Origin of the sequence: Streptomyces scabichelini (assembly GCF_011045015.1) — a bacterium.
Classification (GTDB): domain Bacteria; phylum Actinomycetota; class Actinomycetes; order Streptomycetales; family Streptomycetaceae; genus Streptomyces; species Streptomyces scabichelini.
The window spans coordinates 1-18,250 of the sequence record NZ_JAAKZY010000135.1 but is presented as its reverse complement, the minus strand read 5'-3'; the positions used below and the strand labels follow the sequence as shown (position 1 = coordinate 18,250).

13 protein-coding genes and 4 pseudogenes are annotated in these 18,250 nt (G+C 67.0%); 6 read left to right on the top strand and 11 right to left on the bottom strand.

Annotated elements, in window-relative coordinates:
- Positions 1 to 41: 41 nt before the first annotated feature.
- Complete coding sequence (locus G5C60_RS54285) at positions 42 to 515, bottom strand: group II intron maturase-specific domain-containing protein (protein WP_420907431.1); 474 nt, start codon at positions 513 to 515, stop codon at positions 42 to 44.
- A 444-nt stretch (positions 516 to 959) separates the two neighbouring features.
- Between G5C60_RS54285 and G5C60_RS33045 the strand changes: the two genes are divergently transcribed.
- Both G5C60_RS33045 and G5C60_RS33040 read left to right on the top strand, forming a co-directional pair.
- Positions 960 to 1,892 (top strand): alpha/beta hydrolase, encoded by a 933-nt coding sequence (locus G5C60_RS33045; protein WP_338146004.1) that lies wholly within the window; start codon positions 960 to 962, stop codon positions 1,890 to 1,892.
- Positions 1,893 to 2,578: 686 nt separating this feature from the next.
- Positions 2,579 to 3,306 (top strand): annotated as a pseudogene (locus G5C60_RS33040) (4-hydroxy-2-oxovalerate aldolase); the annotation flags it as partial.
- Between the two features lie 142 nt (positions 3,307 to 3,448).
- Here the strand turns inward: G5C60_RS33040 and G5C60_RS33035 are convergent.
- The 3 genes and pseudogenes from G5C60_RS33035 to G5C60_RS33025 form a co-directional block, all read right to left on the bottom strand.
- Positions 3,449 to 5,011, bottom strand: a complete 1,563-nt coding sequence (locus tag G5C60_RS33035) for a bifunctional 3-(3-hydroxy-phenyl)propionate/3-hydroxycinnamic acid hydroxylase (protein ID WP_241267259.1) — start codon at positions 5,009 to 5,011, stop codon at positions 3,449 to 3,451.
- Between the two features lie 95 nt (positions 5,012 to 5,106).
- Positions 5,107 to 5,310 (bottom strand): annotated as a pseudogene (locus G5C60_RS52480) (Zn-dependent oxidoreductase); the annotation flags it as partial.
- Positions 5,311 to 5,424: 114 nt separating this feature from the next.
- Complete coding sequence (locus G5C60_RS33025; protein ID WP_165264698.1) at positions 5,425 to 7,236, bottom strand: 3-hydroxyacyl-CoA dehydrogenase; 1,812 nt, start codon at positions 7,234 to 7,236, stop codon at positions 5,425 to 5,427.
- 698 nt (positions 7,237 to 7,934) lie between these two features.
- Here G5C60_RS33025 and G5C60_RS33020 point away from each other — a divergent pair.
- A pseudogene (locus tag G5C60_RS33020) lies at positions 7,935 to 8,700 on the top strand (transposase); the annotation flags it as partial.
- Positions 8,701 to 8,957: 257 nt separating this feature from the next.
- On the opposite strand, the gene G5C60_RS33015 reads toward G5C60_RS33020, so the two are convergent.
- From G5C60_RS33015 to G5C60_RS32985, 7 genes are all read right to left on the bottom strand, one after another.
- Positions 8,958 to 9,209 (bottom strand): hypothetical protein, encoded by a 252-nt coding sequence (locus tag G5C60_RS33015; protein WP_241267258.1) that lies wholly within the window; start codon positions 9,207 to 9,209, stop codon positions 8,958 to 8,960.
- A 104-nt stretch (positions 9,210 to 9,313) separates the two neighbouring features.
- Positions 9,314 to 10,147 (bottom strand): SDR family oxidoreductase, encoded by an 834-nt coding sequence (locus G5C60_RS33010; RefSeq protein WP_206440291.1) that lies wholly within the window; start codon positions 10,145 to 10,147, stop codon positions 9,314 to 9,316.
- Positions 10,134 to 11,405: an FAD-dependent oxidoreductase gene (locus G5C60_RS33005; RefSeq protein WP_165264697.1), complete on the bottom strand. Its 1,272-nt coding sequence runs from the start codon at positions 11,403 to 11,405 to the stop codon at positions 10,134 to 10,136. The genes G5C60_RS33010 and G5C60_RS33005 overlap by 14 nt, the downstream gene beginning before the upstream one ends.
- Positions 11,402 to 11,620 (bottom strand): ferredoxin, encoded by a 219-nt coding sequence (locus tag G5C60_RS33000; RefSeq protein WP_165264696.1) that lies wholly within the window; start codon positions 11,618 to 11,620, stop codon positions 11,402 to 11,404. Before G5C60_RS33000 ends, G5C60_RS33005 begins: the two co-directional genes overlap by 4 nt.
- The gene (locus G5C60_RS32995; RefSeq protein ID WP_165264695.1) at positions 11,617 to 12,156 is read right to left on the bottom strand and encodes an aromatic-ring-hydroxylating dioxygenase subunit beta; all 540 of its coding nucleotides are present in this window, start codon (positions 12,154 to 12,156) and stop codon (positions 11,617 to 11,619) included. Before G5C60_RS32995 ends, G5C60_RS33000 begins: the two co-directional genes overlap by 4 nt.
- Entirely contained in the window at positions 12,153 to 13,535 is a 1,383-nt protein-coding gene (locus G5C60_RS32990; protein WP_165264694.1) for an aromatic ring-hydroxylating oxygenase subunit alpha, read from the bottom strand. The genes G5C60_RS32995 and G5C60_RS32990 overlap by 4 nt, the downstream gene beginning before the upstream one ends.
- Before the next feature lie 179 nt (positions 13,536 to 13,714).
- Positions 13,715 to 14,671 (bottom strand): LysR family transcriptional regulator, encoded by a 957-nt coding sequence (locus G5C60_RS32985; RefSeq protein WP_165264693.1) that lies wholly within the window; start codon positions 14,669 to 14,671, stop codon positions 13,715 to 13,717.
- Positions 14,672 to 14,879: 208 nt separating this feature from the next.
- Here G5C60_RS32985 and G5C60_RS54280 point away from each other — a divergent pair.
- From G5C60_RS54280 to G5C60_RS32970, 3 genes and pseudogenes are all read left to right on the top strand, one after another.
- A pseudogene (locus G5C60_RS54280) lies at positions 14,880 to 15,811 on the top strand (VOC family protein).
- 31 nt (positions 15,812 to 15,842) lie between these two features.
- A complete protein-coding gene (locus tag G5C60_RS32975) occupies positions 15,843 to 16,817 on the top strand; it encodes an ornithine cyclodeaminase family protein (RefSeq protein ID WP_165264692.1) in 975 nt (324 codons plus the stop codon).
- A gap of 10 nt (positions 16,818 to 16,827) precedes the next feature.
- The coding region (locus tag G5C60_RS32970) for an NAD-dependent succinate-semialdehyde dehydrogenase (protein WP_277611405.1) at positions 16,828 to 18,250 on the top strand (1,423 nt) is incomplete at its 3' end.

Sequence of the window (18,250 nt, the reverse complement as noted above, 5' to 3'; positions counted from 1 at the left end):
TCATCCGTAGCGCCCCGCAAACTGCTGCTCGGCATTGGTAGTCAGGGGCGCCGGTGCCGCCGCCTGGCGGTCCGGGTTCCCCATCCCCCTTTCAATCCGTACGTGCGGTTTTCCCGCATACGGCGTGCCGACGGTCTTCTATGCATGGTTACACTGCCTTCGGGTAGCGGATGGTGCCCATGAGCTGGTGAAGCCCCTGGTCGTGGAACCAGGTCCGGGTCCAGCGCCCCGCCTGTCCGGCGCGTAGGTTGTGGCCCCTGCTTCTTGATCAGAAGCCGTTTCAGCCGCCACGCGACGTACCGGTCGAGCTCGATGAACTTGTCGGCTGCGTTGCCAGTGCGGAAGTAGTTGCCCCACCCCGAAGGAACAGGTGCAGGGCGTCGATGACGTCCTCCAACTTCATCCCGACCCGGCGACGATCGGTGAGGTCCTTGAACCTGACCCGCGCCCGTTTCATCGACCGCTGCGAGGGCCAACGGTGCAGGTAGTAGCGGACGACCCGCTTCTGTTCCCACAGCCGACCCAACATGCAGGCATGCAGGTGACAGCCCAGGAAATCGAACCCCTCCCTGCCCGGCCGCAGACGGGTCTCTCCTGCCTCCAGACGAGACCTTGATCACGTGCCATCTCCCCTACCCCGGCAAGACCCGACAGGCGAACCCCGGACCAGGGCCTGCCGGACATGGCCTTCGCAGTGACATGAACGGCTCGGCTCTTTCGCTGCACTTCTGACGAGCCTGCAGAGTTCGCTTAACGCTACGGCCCGCGATTTTGCTCCCTCCGAACCAGGACGCGACACGCAACAATACGAGACCCACCTGTGCAAGTAGCACAGATCACCCGCTCATGAATGTGCAACCCGACATTGAGTAGCGCCCGTCACTGATCGACCATGAGTGCACCGATGCTCTCGGCCCGGCCCGCGATCGGACAAAGACGAACGGCGATGGGAGAGTCAGGTGACTGGTGTATCAGGGCCTCGGACTGAAGCGCGATTCAGGTCCGGGGACGGCGAGTGCGAAGCCTCGATCTTCCGTCCCGCCGCTTCCGACGATCGAGGGCTCCTGCCGATCGTCGTGCTCGCGCACGGGCTGTCAGGAGTCAAGAGCCTCCGGCTCGACACCTATGCCGAGAGGTTCGCGCAACGCGGCTACCTGGCGATGACGTTCGACTACCGCCACTTCGGTGCGAGCACGGGCGAGCCAAGAGAGTTCGTCGACATCCCGCTGCAGCTGGAGGACTGGCGAAACGCGGTGGCGTTCGCCCGGACCATCGACGGCGCCGACCCCGAGCGTGTGATCCTCTGGGGCACCTCCTTCGCCGGTGGACACGTGATGATCACGGCAGCGGACGACCACCGAGTCGCCGCGGTGATCGCGCAGTGCCCCTTCTCGGACGGAAAGGCCACCGTGAGCGCGATGCCTAAGAAGGCAGCCCTGCGCCTGATGCGGACCGCACTGAAGGACCGGGTGGTTGCAATGCTCGGCCGTCCACCGGTGCGCATGGCCGTCGTCGGAGCCCCAGGTGACGTGGCGGTGATGACGTCCCCGGATTCCCTCCCAGGGTTCCGTGCGATCTACGCGGCCGCAGGGATGCCCTTCGAGATCCCCCAGATTCCAGCTCGGTACATGTTCCAGGTCCCAAGCTACCGGCCCGGTCTTCGCGCGACCGACGTGACGTCGCCGCTGCTGATCTCGCTGTGCGAACGGGACGTGGTGACCCCTGCCAAGGCGACCGAAGAACTGGCTCACCGCGCGCCGCGGGGCGAGATCAAGCGATACGACGCCAGCCACTTCGACATCTACGTCGGTGACTTGTTCGAGACGGTGGTCGCCGACCAGATCGAGTTCATCGAACGCCACGTGCCCATCGGCACCACCGCGCCGCGCTGACGAAGGGTCAGAAGATGGACGCCTCGACGAACGACCGGCTCGGCGAACTCCTGGCCTCGCGCAGCGAAGATCCCCGGCGCCCTCCCGCGGTCTCACGGCGTGCCGACCTGCTGACGGATCGTAGGCCGGGGGCCGGTCGTGGGCGCAGCCGAACCCGGCATCCCGCCGGAGCCAGACCTGCCCGATGATCTACGCCATGGTCATCGGCCGCCGACCAGCACGAGTACCCAACTCGCCATTCACACCAGACCCGTGACCTGCAACTTCACGATGCACACCGCTCATTGAGCCTGGCGGCGACGCCGCCCACTACCTGTCTGCCAGCAGTGCAAGCGCCCTCTGGTGAGACGCTGCGAGGGCACATCCAGGGCAATGAGCCTGGGAAACGACGTTGACCCGCGGGACTACGGAGAGAAGTTTTCCCAGGTCAACGCACATTTCCCTGCGAAGCCCCAGGTCAGCCCCCTCCCGCACCAATCGCTGGGCGTTCGGCAGCGAGGTGCCGTCCGCCAGGGCTTCACAAGCCACCTGGAGTACCTCGGTGCCCAGCTCGGCCGCCGTGAGGTTGGTCAGGCGGCAGCCCGATGGTGCAATGGGAGTGCAGTCCCTCCACGGCAGCAGCGGATCGATCCGATCCCACGACACATCGACACTAGCGATAGGACTCGGTGCCGGTCTCGATGAGGGTGGCGTCCCTGGACGACGCGGGTGTCGACGCCATCGAAGTTGCTCATGGCGATGGACTCGCCGGCTCATCGGTGAACTACGGGCCCGGCTCGAACACTGACTGGGAGTGGATCGAGGCGGCCGCCGACGTTCTCGAGCGCGCGCGTCTCACCACGCTTCTCCTCCCGGGAGTCGGCACGATCCACGAGCTGAAGCAGGCTAACCAGATGGGCGTCCGTTCGGTGCGAATAGCCACCCACTGCACTGAAGCCGACATCTCCGCGCAGCACATCGCTGCAGCTCGCGAGATCGGCATGGATGTCTCGGGTTTCCTGAGGTCGCGAACTCGGTCACGGCTGTGCAGAACGGCGTCCATCGTGTTGACGCATCGCTCGCCGGGCATAGCGCCGGCGCGGGAAACTGCCCGATCGAGCCGTTCATCGCGGTTGCGGACCTGATGGACTTCAAGCACGGCTGCGACCTCTTCGTACTCCAGGACGCCGCCGACGACCTGGTGCGACCGTTGCAGGACCGTCCGGTACGTGTTGACAGGGAGACCCTGACCCTGGGGTACGCCGGCGTGTACTCGTCATTCCTGAGGCACGCGGAAGTTGCCTCTGAGCGCTATGGGGTTGACGTGCGGGACCTGCTGATGGAGTGCGGCCGTCGCGGGCTCGTCGGTGGTCATGAGGACATGATCTACGACATCGCCCTTACCGAGGTTTCCGCGCGGGAGCACAAGGCATGAGGACGCGCTGATCCTCAGGCAAGCGCGGCTCCGCCCGCGAAGCGAACCTGGCTTGTGCCGCTTGCGGATGCGATCGGCTGTCTTGAGCGCTGCGGGCTCGATGGTTCCCCGGGCCGCGTCCACCACGCGGTCTGGGAGACCATCAGTTGGCAGGGGCGACGGCGGGAAACTCCGGGACCGCCAGACCGTCGACGTCGGTGGCGGCGATGAAGCGGTCCGGTCGTACTGCCAGGACGCGTACGCCACTCTCCTCCAACCACGGGAGCAGCGTTCGTGCGGTGTCGACGCACGTATCGGGTCCGGATGCGTGCGCGTTGGCAGGACTGACTGTCACGTAGCGGGCGCCCAGCTCATCCCACCCATCCTTCTCGGCAGGGCTTAGCACGGTGGCGGGATCAACGCCAGCTCCAAGCAGCACGAAGCCGTCGCCGAGAAAGTCGTCGAGAAGCATTCGCCGGCCGTGCGTCGTGGTGACCAGCGGCTGCGGGATCATCCGACCTACGAGTGAGCCGGACGAGAACTGACCTCGGAACCAGCCGGCCGCTAGCCGTGGAGTGGAGCGCTCCACAGTCGAGTCCTGTGCACCGGTTCGTGGGGTGAGGCGAGCTTGCTCCTCCGGGGAGAGCTCCTGCTTGATGATGCGGCCGAGCTGTACGGCGAGATCGGTGTAGTAGGCGACGTTCGGGCGCCGCTCTACCTCGTAGGTGTCGAGCCACTGCGGTGACAGCCTCCCGTTGAGCACCCGACCAAGTTTCCAGCCCAGGTCGTGAGCATCACGGATGCCGGACTGCATCCCGGCGCCCGCCCATGGCGGCATCATGTGGGCCGCGTCGCCGGCCAGGAAGACGCGTCCAACTCGCCAGGTGTCCGCCATCCGCGTGTGGTGCTGGTAGAAGGCGTGCTGAAGAATCTCCACGTCATCCTCGGAGACGCCGAGGGCCTGGAGCAGGTTCCAAACCTCCGTGGTGGTCGGATAGTCCGCCGGCGACTCGTCAGGCCGCAGCGGAATCTCCCAACGGTGATTGCCTGCCGAAAGGGCGACGTCCACGGCGGGGCGATCCTTGTCGGACCAGAAGGTCAGGATGTCGCGGTCGGGCCACCAGCGCTTGACCCGGCAGTCGATGACGACCCACGTCACATTCAGCGTTTCGCCGACCAACCGTGCACCGATCGCCGAACGCGTCTTGGAGGAACCGCCGTCGGCTGCGATGGCATAGCGCGCTCGCACGGATGTCGATCGGCGGGTGGCGACTTCGGTAGCGGTGACGGTCACTCCGTTGGCGTCTTGATTGACGTCCGTGACGTTGTAGCCAAAACGGGTGTCGATCTCAGCACGCTCCTCGGCGCAGGCGCGCAGCTCGGCTTCCAGGGCTGGCTGGTAGATGTTGTAGAAACGCGGTTCCTTGCCGAGGAGCGACGGGGGGTGCTCGACGCGGTAGATCTCAGCGTGGTCGTAGGTCAACCAGCGCGACGCGCGTTGCGGTTCCAGCGTAGGTGCAACCCGGTCGTCGACCCCGAGGGACTGAAAGATCCGCACCGTCCAGTCGTTGACCGTCATGGCCCGCGCTCGCTGGTAGATCCCTTCCTCGCGTTCGAACACGATCGTCGTGGCACTCTCGTGCGCCAGCGACAGGGCCGCCAGGACCCCGGTCGGTCCGTAGCCGATGATCGCCACATCGGCGTCGAACTGGTCGTCCATCTTCATCCTTCTCAATATTCCGTAGATCCCACGGCGATGCTCGTGCTGGGCCGTTACTACGGGTTGGCCGGCCGTTCCTTCTATGAACGCGGAGGTAGTGCCTTCTCAGGCGACCTGGAGGTGGCGTACACGACTGCGCCTGCTGCGAGATCCAGCTCGATGGCAGCAGAGGACACGCCTCCTCCGGCGCCCTGGACCAGGACTTGATCGCCGGCGCGGACCCCGGCTTGGGTAAAGAGCATCCGATACGCCGTGCCCCAGGCGACCGGCATGCAAGCGGCCTCGTCCATGCTGAGCCCGTCCGGCACCGAGTACTCCGCTCCGATCTCGGCGATCTCACTCGCCGTCAGCCGGCGTTGTGGGCCTGTCAGAAAAACAAAGTTCCTCACAGACCCGGCCGAGGTCCGTCAACAGCACACCTAGCGGGACACCGGGACGGTCGCGTTCTCGGCGAGCCACTCCGCGGATCGCGCGACGAGCTGCTTGTACCCATCTCCGATGAGGACGGCGTAGTGCTGGCCGGGGTGCTCCTCAAGGAGCTTCGGGCTGCGCACCTGCTCGAAGAACTCGCGGGCGTCCTCAACCCGGGAGATAGTGTCCTCGCTCCCGACGATCAGCAGGAGCGGGGCGGTGATCCTGGCAGCGAACGGCAGCAGCTCAGTCTCGAAGAGGCGACCGAGTGACGTCAGGGTCACCTCGTTGCGGTAGCTCGGCAGCCCGTCGAACTGTTTGATGAACTCCGCGCCGATGGGGTCGTCGAACATGACCTCCGGTCCGCCGGGAACACGCTCGCCAGTGGCCTGCAGGACGGGGGACTGGCCGCCGAGCAACTGCTCACGGCGACCTGCCTCGACCGCGGCGTCGACCGTCGGCAGCGCCTCCGGCGGGAACAAATCGCGCGCCGCCAAGCCGCTGATCGGGGCGACGACCGAGACGACACCCGCAACCCGACGGTCGACGCCGGCGACCAGCAGATCGATCATCCCGCCGAGGCTGAACCCCGAAAGGGAAATCCGTCGCTCATCGACGTCGTCGCGATCCGCGAGCAGCGTGATGACGTCCCGGAGATCGCGGGCGAAGAGGAGCGGGTCGACTTCCTGACGCAGGTCTCCACCGCTGTACCCGAACCCGCGGTGGTCGTAGAAGAGGACAGCCAATCCGAGGCTTGTGAACAGGTCAGCGAACCCGTAGTTCCCTTCCGCCACGCTGCCGAGGCCCGAGTGGAAGATGACGACCGGGTGAGGGCCGTCGCCGTCCGGTCGATAGATCCGGCCGTGGAGCTGCACGTCCGGGAGCGACAAGGTGACGTCTTCGTACATGGGATTCCTCTGAATCATTCCGGTGATCGGGGAGGCGGTCGATCCGCCGACCCTCTCGTCGGCATAGCGGTAGAAGCCCTCACCGGTGCTCCTGCCGAGCTTGCCGTTGTCGATGTACTCCGTCTTGACGAGCTTCGCGAAGCGCTGCTCGACCTCGTTGCCGACCGAGTAGACGTTGTAGACGGTCGTCATGCCGACCATGTCGAGGAGTTGGAACGGCCCAAGAGGCGTGACCATGGAGACACGGAACGCCTCGTCGATCGTCGGCATGTCCGCGACCTCGTTGAGGTAGAGCTCGATGGCCGCGCGCAGGGTCGCGAACAGGATCGTGTTGGCCACATACCCCGGCTGCTCCTTCTGCACCCGGATCGGAATCATGCCCTGTTCCTCAGCGAAGGTGACGACCTGCTGGAAGACGTCCGGGTCGGTGTACTCGGTGCGCATGACCTCGGCGATATTGCGCTGCCAGATGTTGTTCGCGTAATGCAGCGCGAGGAAGCGGTCCGGCCGACCGGTAGCGAGGGCCATCGAGCTGGGCAGAAGGCTCGAGGTGTTGGTCGCGAAGATCGTCTTCTCCGGCGCGGCCGCGCCGACCTTCGCCCAGACGTCGCGCTTGAGCTCAAGGTTCTCCGGCACGGCCTCGATGACGAGATCGGCGTCCTTCACGGCGTCGGCGAAGTCGCTCGTCCCGCGGATCCGCTCGAGCGCGGCCTGCGGGGCATCCGGGCTCGGGAGCTCGACCTCAGAGGCGTAGACGCTGGCCAGCTGAGCGAACCGCTCCTTTGCCCGCTCGAGGGCGGGACCGTCGATGTCCCACACCGTCACCTGGAACCCGCGGAATGCCGTCTGATAAGCGATCTGCGATCCGAGGACTCCCGTTCCCAGCACGGTGATGTCCTTGAAAGTGGTCATGTCAGAAAGCTCCATCGCTTTCGATCGGTGGTGGCCAGTTCGACCTCGCGATCCTTGGCCCGGGGCCGCGGCTCATCGAGTCGTCGCCTCGCGTAAATGTGAACTGGGGCATGCCCCAACGAACTACCGTGCCTTTGTCGTTAGGACCTGCGAGACAACTGTCGACCATCACAGGCGAGCGAACTAATCGTCGTTCCGCAGTGCGGCACACAGATCGGGTCGCCGACCGCAATCCCCGCAGCTTTCGCGAAAGGATCCTCGGCGAGACAGGCTGACGAACAGGCCACGGCCTCCCGCGGCGAACGTCTACGTGCCAGTACCTGAACGTGGTGTCCGCGAGGCCGTGACCTTGTGCGCTGGTCCGCAACCGCAGGTGAACGCGCCGTCGTGGCGCTTCGACAGAAGGGCCCACTGCGGGTCCAGGGTCTCGTCGCCGTTGCCGCGCTCTGGTGACGCGATGACGGCGTACACGATCACCGGCGACCCTGCTCGTCATGAACGACGGCGTCGCAGCCGAGGATGCGAGGCAGCTGGCTGCCTTGACCAGGGACCAGCCGGGCAGAACCTCAGGGACAGGAACATCCTGGATCACCCACGCCAGAGAGAGGGTCGGTCGCGTTCTGGGAGACGGCAATAGCAGCAACACAGGACGAGTTTCGGGGAGGACACTCGTGCGTACCACCGTGCGTGCCGACGTGCGGCACGCTGCGCTGCAGGCCGCCCGCGCGCAGATCGAGGCCGAGGCCGCCGACAAGGCCCGTCGCCACGCGGAGGATAAAGAACGCCGCCGCCAGGAACGTGCCGGCGCCAGCGACGAGCAGGCTGTCACCGACGCCGGTCAGAAGGCTGCCGTCAGGGCCCGGCCCAAGCCGAAGGCTCAGGCCAACTTCACCGACCCCGACTCGCGGATCATGAAGAACAGCGACGGCGCCTACATCCAGGCATACAACGCCCAAGCCGTCGTGGACGAAGAACACCAGGTCATCACTGCCGCCGACATCACCTGCAACCCCTCGGACGCGCTGAACTACACCGAGATGCTCGACCAGTCCGCACAGAACACCGGCTGCCACCCCAAGCAGGCGCTCGTCGACGCCGGGTACTGCTCCGAGACCAACCTTGAGGCGGCGAAGGAACGCCAACTGGCCTGCGGCCACCGGCCGCCTCGGCCACGACGAACAGGTCCCGCCCGCACCCCGCGGACGCATCCCCAAGGACGCCACGCTGAAGGAACGCATGGCCCGAAAGCTGCGGACCAAGCCCGGTAAAGCCGCCTACGCCCGTCGAAAAGCCATCGTCGAACCCGTCTTCGGACAGATCGTGACCTGCCAGAACGGCCGCCAGCTCCTGCTGCGGGGCCAGGACGGCGCCCGCGGCGAATGGCGGCTGCTGGCCGCCTGCCACAACCTCCTCAAGATCTTCCGACACGCCGGAACAGCAGGAATCGCTGCCATGACCGGCTGAACAGCCCGGCGCACCAGCCACCACGCCCCCACCGAGCCACGAACCAACGAGACGCGACGCTTCCGAGCACGAGGCGAGAGCCGGGCGATCACGTCCGGCTCTCGCCGATCACGACTGCCCGGACAGTAGCCGGTTACTGGGACACGCTCCTAGGCGCTCGTCGTCCAGTCGGCATCGTGACCGTGGCCTCTGTGTGCAAGAGACATGCTGCGAGACTACGTCGACCAGGTCGCAGGAACGTCGCCCGAGAGGGCTGCTCAGAAGGTTTCTGTCTCCCGCGGCTTGAGCTCGGGCGGGTAGCCCTTTGCGCGGAGCCAGATGTCGAGGGCGAGAGCGACGATGTCTCCGTGCGGTACGCCAGTGTCGGCGTTGCAGCGGCGGATTCGGCGCTGGAGCTGGAGGATTTCGGGGACGGCATGGTTGAGCTGTCCGCGTTTGGTGTGCCGGTTTCTGATGACGTCCAGAGTGTCCGGATGCGGTTTAAGGTGGAGTTCGGGATAGCTGGCCAAGCGGCAACAGCACGCACGTCAATGGTCGTACGGTTGACGCACGTCCAGCAGGAAGACGGCATGCGCGCCTCTGCGACCCGGTGTGGTGCGCAGAGGCGCGGCACTCAGGCCGACGGGTAGCTGCTGATGCGCTGGCCCAGGCTCATGAGGGCCCGGTTCAGGGTGCCCGAGTCGGCGATCACGGTCTGGCCTGTCATCACCTTGTTGTGCCGGGATGCGAGGAGTGCGTAGAAGGGCCCGTACTCCTCCGGGGTGGGCAGGTGCTGAAGGGGCGTGCCCCATTCGAACTCCGCGCGGAAGGCGTCCGCAGGAATGTCCGACTGCTTGGACTCGTGCAGGTCGAGAGCACCGGGCCCGCGGAGCTGACTGCCCGCGATGCCCGTAGGGGCGACGGCGTTGACCCGTACCCGCGGGGCGAACTCGAACGACAGCTGGTTCACCAGGCTGACCACCGCCCCCTTGCTGGACGTGTAGGCCGCACCGCCGCCGTCGGCTGCGAACGCCGCCTGGGACGCGGTGAGCACGATCGCCCCTTCCTCGGCCTGCAGCAGGTCGTGCATGATCCGCGCGGTCAGCGCATAGCCCTTGACGTTGATCGAGAAGACCTCGTCGAACAGTTCGCCGACACGCTCGACGGGGATGTCGGCCAGCCGGACGTTACCGTCGAAGATGCCCTGCGCGCCGATGAGGGAGGTGAGCCGGCCGTAGCGGTCCTCGATCTGAGATCGGCAGGCACGAAGATCGTCGATGTTGCGTACGTCGCCGTGCACGACGAGGATATCGTCGCCGAACTCCTTCTTCAGCCCGAGTACCTTGGCCTCGTCGTACTCGAGGATCGCGAGCTGCGCGCCCTCTTCGAGACAGTGGCGGGCGACGCCGAGACCGAGGCCCGAGCCGCCGCCGGTGATGAGTACGACGTGGTCGTCAAGCAGCTTCATGGGTGGTGCATTCCTTCCGGTTGACGCACGACACGGTGGTGTCGAGCGCGGGATTGTTCGTGCGGGCGAGCGCGAGTGCCTCGTCCCAGGTGCCGCCGCGTGCGAGCAGCTTGCGGTAGTCGCGCAGCGAACGGACACGCCCGCAGGCGAACGCGGCGTGGAACTCGCCGGCGTGGCCGAACAGGACGAGAAACTCGCCCGCGTCGAGTGAACCCTCGACGACGAGGCTGCGGTCGCCCGCACGGCGGCGGCCGTAGCACTGGAACCGCATGCCGTACTGGTCGGTCCAGAAGTACGGCACTCCCTGGTAGGGCGTGGTCTCGCCGCGGGCGATGTTCAAGCCGATGTGCCGGCCCTGCTCGACCGCATGGGTCCAGTGCTCCACGCGTACGCGCTGTCCCAGCAGCGGGTGGTGGAACGCGGCCACGTCACCGGCGGCCCACACGCCGGGTACGTTGGTCCGGCCGGCGGCGTCGGTGACGATCCCGCCGGTCACCTCGATCCCGGAGCCCGCCAGCCAGTCGACGGCGGGTTCGGCGCCGATACCCGTCAGCACGAACGGGGTCCGGTGCACACTTCCGTCCGTGAGCCGGACCTCGTACGCCCCTGGTTGTCCCGTGACCGACGCCACCGCGACGGCACTGCGGAAGCGGACCCCGCGTGCGGTGTGCAGGTCGCGGAGATGGGTGGCCAGCTCGGTCCCCAGTACGGGCTCCAGCGGCAGCGGGAGCGCGTCGAGGACCGTGACCGCCACGCCCCGCGCGACGAGGGCGGCCGCGACCTCCAGTCCGATGAAGCCGGAGCCGATCAGGGTCATCTCGCCGTATCGCGCCGCGGCCTCGCGCAGCACCCGCAGGTCCTCGGGGGTGCGCAGGGCCGGCAGTACCTCACCCGCGAGGCTCCTCATCTCGCGGGGGCGGCTGCCGCAGGCGATGACCACAGCGTCCCAGGGAAGAGCCTCGCCGTAGGTGGTCACCACATAGCGGCGGTCGACGTCGAGCCCCGCCGCGGCGTGGCCGAGACACAGGTCGAGGCGGTTCGCCTCGATGCGTTCGGGAGAGCGGAGTTCGAGGAGTTGCGGGTCCTCCTCGGCGACAAGCAGGGCCTTCGACATCGTGGGCCGGTCGTACGGCTGGTGCAGCTCGGCGCCGAGGACGGTGATGGAGCCGGTGAATCCGGCCTCCCGGAGGCCGTCGGCGGCGCTGAGGCCGGCGGCGGAGGCTCCCACCACGACGACCCGCTCGGAGCCGCCGGTCACGGCTTGGGGCCCGAGTTGAGCGCGATGGCCTGTGCAGGGCAGCCGCGGGCGGCCTCTTCGAGGTCCTCCCGCTCGTCGGCGTCGACGGTGTCGCGCAGGAGAACAGCCGTCGGGCTGCCGGGCGGGGTGTCGAAGACGTCGGGCATGACGCTGACGCAGATGCCGTAGGACTTGCAGCGGGTGCCGTCGAGGGAGACGGAGAGGTTGGCGCTCACAGGAAGACTCCAAGGTTCGGAGTGGCCAGCGCCGTTTCGGTCAGCACGATTTCGCGGGACAGCAGGCGTGGGCCCGACGGTGTTAGGCGGAGCTGGTCGTAGCGCCTGCACGGGATGAGATCGAAGTGCGGGTCGATGCCGCGCTGGCGGTAGACCAGCAGGGCGCTCGACACCTTGATGACGTCGGGGCGGTCGATCTCCTCGACCTCGACGCTGCCCACGATGCGCAAGGTGCGGGACGGAGGTATTTCCGAGTACGCGTGGTCGGTGTTGAGCCGGTCCAGGCGCGTGCGTACGTGGGCCTTGGTGTCCCGGACCCGGAAGGCGTTGCGGTCGATCTCCTTGGAACGCGGTTCCGCTGCCTGTCGGATCGGCACGGTGTAGAGAAGTTCGTCGTCAAGGAGTCCGTACCACTCCTCCTCGCGGCCCTCGTCGAGCAGCCGGGCCTCCAGTGCCAGGAACTGGGTGGCCAAGGCCTGAAGTTCGGGGTTGGCGCTCACGGGCGGGACGATGCGGGGTGTGTCGGTCGTGGTCATGCTGACTCAGCTCCCTCGGTGCCGGCGCCGGTGTTCCCGCGCATCACGCTCAGCCAGTGCCGGTAGAAGTGGAGCTGCGCGTGCTCGCCGTAGCCGGTGTTGCGCTTGCGGCCCGGGCCGGTCCACGAGGGGTCGTGCGACTGGTCGACCTGACTGTTGTTGCCCTGCTGGAAGTGGAACTCCATGCCGACCTTGCGCATCCACGGACTGTGGGCGGCGCGCGGTGCGCCTTCCCAGGCGACGGTGTCGTCCTGCTCGAAGATGCCTGCCGAGCCGAAGGTGAACTGGCCGTTGACGTAGGAGTCGCGGGCCTCGTCCTCCGACATGAAGTCCCAGACGAACTGCCAGTTCCACAGTTCGATCTCGCCGGGGCCGATCGGCTGCCACTGCCGGAAGCTGGTGATCACCGACAGAGGACCGCCCGACACAGACGGGGTGTTCACCCGGATGAAGCTGAGGTTTGGGAAGATCGTTCCGACCGTCGGCGGCTCGTGGTTGACTACGTGGAGCTGTGCCTCGTCCAGGCCCGACAGGTCGAAGTGCTGGGTGATTTCCGGCGCGTAGCCCCAGAGCACGTAGCCGGGATGGACTGCCTTGGTCCAGGCGTGGCCGGCGAAGGCGTGGCCGTTCTCGAATTCGTAGATGCGCGCGATCTCGCACGTCATCTGCAGCCCCTGGGCGACCGCGACCTCTTCCGTGCTCCAGTGCAGCGTGTCGACGTGGTAACCGTCGCCCGCGAAGTTCTCGGCGGCCGTCTTCCAGTCGGCGTGCAGCCGGTAGCGCTCCGGAGGCCCGGCGACCCGCATGCCGCCGGGTGCCAGCCCGACGATCAGGTCGAGCATCCACCCGGCCCCGCCCAGGTACTCGTCCAGCGACGGTCCGTCCGGGTCCAGCGAGGCGAAGACGAAGCCCTGCCGGGTGGCCACCCGGGGCGCACGTATCAGGCCCCACGCCTTGGGGTCGAGACGCTCGCCGTAGGCGTCGTGCATGTGCGGGGTGCCGACCAGGTCGCCGTTGTTGCTGTAGGTCCACCCGTGGTAAGGACACTTGAAGAACCGGGAGTTGCCGGCATCGGTCTGGCACACCTGAGTGCCCCTGTGACGGCAGTAGCTCGACAGCACGTTGATGCCGCCCTTGCCGTCGCGCGTGACGATCACCGGATCGAGGCCGATTCTGCGCTGCACGAAGTCACCCGCCTTGGGGATCTCGCTCTCGTGCGCCACGAACACCCAGCACTTGGTGAAAATCTGCTCGATCTCGGCGCGGAACACCGCCTCGTCGTTGAAGATTTCCACCGGGACGAGATCGTTCTTCAGCGAGGCCTCGACGCGGTCCAGGATGGCAGCGGCATCAGCCGTTTCTGGAGAGATGGCAGTCATGGGGCTCCCTTGCCTCAGTCGTGCTTGGCAGGGACGATCAGCGGAATTCCGTGGCCCTGCCTGCGGCTCGAGACGTCAGGTTAGGACTGTCATCACATGGTGAAAAACAACTCCTGTCGATGCGTCGGCATTGATCCAATCGATGGAACGCGGTCAGGCTCCTCCTGACCGGTCCTGTCTCAGCCGGCTGCCGGGGCGGGCGGTGTGCCCTGGACGTAGGCATCTGCGAAATGGTGCATGCGCTGCCGCAGCCAGGCGTGGCCCGGATCGTCGTCCATGCGTTTCGTCCAGACCATCATTTCGGTGGCCCACGGCAGCTCCATGGGAGGTTCGAGCAGCCGCAGGCCTGTCGCCGGGGCGATGCGGCGCCCGAACGTTCTGGGGATCAAGGTGATGAGCCGGGTACCGCGGATCAGGAACGGGGCGATTTCGAAACTCGTGGTGACCTCGACGCGGCGCGGGATGCCGAGCATGTCGAGTTGCAGTTCGGCCAGGGCGGGTCGTCGGTCGGGGCTGATCGCGAGGTACGGCAGCTCGCTGAACTCCTCGACCGAGATGCTCTCGCCCACATCGGGGTGCTCCTGATCGACCGCCAGCATGTAGCAGTCGGTGTACGCGGCCTCACTGCACACGTCCAGTCCGCTGGGCACCATCTCGCGCGGAACGATGACGAGGTCGATCTGGTCGCGGGCCAGCTGTTCCGCGTACTCCTCCGCGAAGGGCTGGATGCGCAACCGCACGTTCGGAGCCTCGGTAGGCAGCTGCGCCAACAGCGGATGCAGTACAGCGACGGCCGAGTAGCTGGTCGCCATCACCGAGTACGTCCTGTGGTTGGTCCCGGGATCGAAGCTGTCGCGCTGTGACAGCAGCGACTTGATGTCGGTCAGCGTCTTATGCACCGGCTGCACCAACGACTCGGCAACCGGTGTGGCGACCATGGTCCGCCCCTGCCTGACGAGGATCGGGTCGTTCAGGAGCTTGCGGAGCCGAGCCAGCGTGGAACTCATGGCCGGCTGTCCGACGGACAGACGCGCCGCGGCCGCGGTCACGCTCCGTTCCGCCATCAGGGCGTCGAAGGCGACGAGCAGGTTCAGATCCACCCGGTTGAGATCCAGGGGCGCATTGGTGGTGGGCATCGACCGGAATTCCTGTCTGTGCTGAAGGCATGCCGGAAGAAGTCGGCTGCCGCGGCTCGACGGTCGACTTCGACCACGGATTGATGTCATCAATCCGAACGCATCACTATCGATTGTTTGTATCGAGGAGTGCGTCTGTCTAGCGTCTTGCAACGGGAAAAGCGGCGCGAACGTCCTGTTCAGCGTCACTGGAGAGCAGGAGTCGACGATGACCGCGGCCTTCCGTCCGATCACCCATCTCAGACATGTGGGTATCGGTGTGCCCGACTACGGCAAGGCTCTGGAGTTCTACAAGAACATCTGGGGACTGCAGCCGGTGGCCGACGACAGCGGTGTGACCTTCTTCGCCACTCCCGCGGACCCGGAGCAGTACGTCCTTCGCGTCCGGCAGGACCAGGACAAGCGACTGGACCTCATCGCCTTCGGTGTGAACTCTCCCGAAGAAGTCGACGAGCTGGCCCGGCGGCTGGCGGCCGGCGGATCACTCTCGACCGGGAGCCCGACAAGCTGGACACCCCGGGCGGCGGATACGGCGACCGGTTCTTCGACCCCGACGGCCGACTCGTCGAGGTGTCCGCCGGCGTCGCGCAGAAGCCCTTCCGGGAGCTCGAGGAACGCGAATCCGTCCCGAAGAAGCTCAGCCACGTGGTGATCAACTCCACCGATGTGGCCGCGACCAAGGCGTTCTACGAGACGTACCTCGGCTTCCGCCTCTCGGACTGGCTCGGCGACCTGATGTGCTTCATGCGCAGCGGGACCCAGCATCACATCCTCGCCATCTCCCGAGCACCGAGCGTCTCGCTGAATCACATTTCCTTCGAGATGCGCGGCATCGACGAGTACATGCGCGGGACCGGGCGTCTGATGCGCGCCGGTCACCGCCCGCTGTGGGGGCCAGGCCGGCACGGCCCGGGAGACAACACCTTCACCTACTTCCTCGACCCGAACGAGAACGTCGTCGAGTACACGACGGAGCTGGAGACGATCGAGGACGAGGAAGCGTGGGAGCCCCGCGTCTTCGACAGCACCTCTCCTCAGTCGCAGGACCAGTGGGGGACCGGTGGGTCGATGACCGAGACCATGCTGCCGGTGCTGCTCAAGCAGACGGACGGCGGTCTGTGGACCCCCTCGCCGATCTGATCCCTCCCCCTCCTTCGCAAAGGCCACTGAAGTGACTCTTTTCCTTGATGACGCAGCGGTACGGGCGGCCTTCGACTGGGAGCTGGCTACCTCGGCGGTGCGCGAGGCATACGCGACGAGCGTGGACGGAGCACGCTATCCGGCCCGCGGCATGGCCCGCGGAGACCACGGCTGGCTGCGCACCCTCACCGGCGTACCGGCCGGCCGCGAACTGATGGGAGCGAAGATCATCGCGGCCGCGATGCCGACGCGCCGCGCCTCCTACCTCATCCCCCTGTTCGACCAGCGGACGGCCGAGCTGGTGGCCCTGCTCGACGGCCACTCCATCACCGGTTACCGGACGGCGGCCACCTCGGCCGTCGCGGCGGACCTGCTGTCGCCGCCCGGCGCCCTGACCGTCGCCGTGATCGGCTCCGGTTTCGAAGCGCAGAACCATGTGCGCGCCCTCGCCGTCGTACGAGACCTCAAGGCCGTACGGGTGTACAGCCCACGACCGGAGAGCCGAGCCCGATTCGTCGCCGAACTGTCCGATCTGCCGATCACGCAGGCGGCCGGCGCCGAGGAGGCCGTCGCAGGCGCCACGCTGGTCGTCTGCGCCGCCCGGTCCCGCGACGAGACCCCCACCCTGCTCGGCAAGTGGCTCCGACCAGGCATGACCGTGGTGTCCATCGGATCCACCCTGCCCGAGCAGCGTGAGGTGGACCCGGAGGTCATTGCCCGTGCCGACGTCATCGTGGCGGACATGGTCGAGGAGGTGCTCGACGACACCGGGGACCTGATCGCCGCGCGAGCCGCCGGTCTCGACGTGGCGGGCGAGATCTGCTCGCTGGCCGACCTCGTCGGCGAGCGCGTCCCCGGGCGCACCCACGTCAACCAGATCGCGCTGTACAAGTCGGTCGGCTCAGCGGCCCAGGACCTGGCGGTCGCCGGCATGTGCGCGCGCAACGCCGAGCGGCTGGGACTCGGAACCCGGATGCCGGCCACCATTCATCCCGTGCAGAAGTGAGAGAGCCGCCATGACCATGGAGACGACCGTTCCACTCGGTCTGTCCGACCCCACGCTGCTGCGCACGGCCGCCTACGTCGAGGGCAAGTGGCTGGAAGCCGGCGACGGCGGTCGGCTCACCGTCCGCAACCCGTCTACCGGTGACCTCATTGCGGAGCTTCCGGCACTCGGCAGAGCGCAGACCGCCGAGGCCGTCGACGCCGCTCATCGTGCTCTGCCCGAGTGGCGGGCGCGGTCGGGCAAACAGCGCGCACAGGTGCTGCGGCGCTGGTTCGACCTTGTCACCGAGCATACGGAGGACCTGGCTCGGCTGATCGTCCTGGAGGAGGGCAAGCCACTCGCTGAGGCCCGCGGGGAAGTCGCTTATGCCGCCTCCTTCATCGAGTGGTTCGCCGAGGAGGCCAAACGGATCCGCGGCGACGTGTTCGCGGCACCGGAGGCATCGCGCAGGGTGCTGGTGCTCAAGGAGCCGGTCGGGGTGTGCGTGGCCATCACCCCGTGGAACTTCCCCGCCGCGATGATCACCCGTAAGGCCGCTCCGGCACTGGCCGCGGGCTGCACGATGGTCGTCAAGCCCGCCGAGCAGACCCCCTTGACGGCACTGGCCCTCGCCGAGCTTGCCGAGCGGGCCGGTGTACCGGCCGGGGTCCTCAACGTGGTGATCGGCGACCCGCGCGAGATCGGGCCCGAGCTGACCGGCAATCCGCTGGTCCGCAAGGTCAGCTTCACCGGGTCCACCAAGGTCGGCAGGCTGCTCCTGGCCCAGTCCGCCCAGACGGTGAAGAAGACCTCGATGGAACTGGGCGGCAACGCGCCGGTGCTCGTCTTCGACGACGCCGACGTCGAGACCGCCGTCGCCGGTGTCGTCGCCACCAAGTACCGCAACACCGGCCAGGCCTGCATCAGCGCCAACCGTGTCTACGTGCAGGCGGGAGTCCACGACCGGTTCGCAGAGGCGTTGACCCGCAGGGTCGAGGACCTTGTCGTCGGAGACGGCTTCGACGACGGCGTGCAGCAGGGACCACTCATCGACGAGGCAGCGGTGGCGAAGGTCGAGGAACATCTCGCCGACGCCACGAACCGGGGTGCCAGGATCCTGTGCGGCGGTTCGCGGCACCGGCGTGGAGGGCTCTTCTTCCAGCCCACCGTGCTGGCGGACGTGGCCCCGGGCATGCTCGTCACCCGCGAGGAGACCTTCGGCCCGCTCACCCCGCTCATCCGCTTCACCGACGAGGCCGAGGCCGTCCGCATGGCCAACGACACCGACTACGGTCTGGCCGCCTACCTCTTCACCCGCGACGCCGAGCGGACCTGGCGCGTCTCGGCCGCCCTGGAAGCGGGGATCGTGGGCATCAACACCGGCCTGATCTCCAACGAGGTCGCCCCCTTCGGCGGCGTCAAGCAGTCGGGGCTGGGGCGGGAGCTGTCTCTTA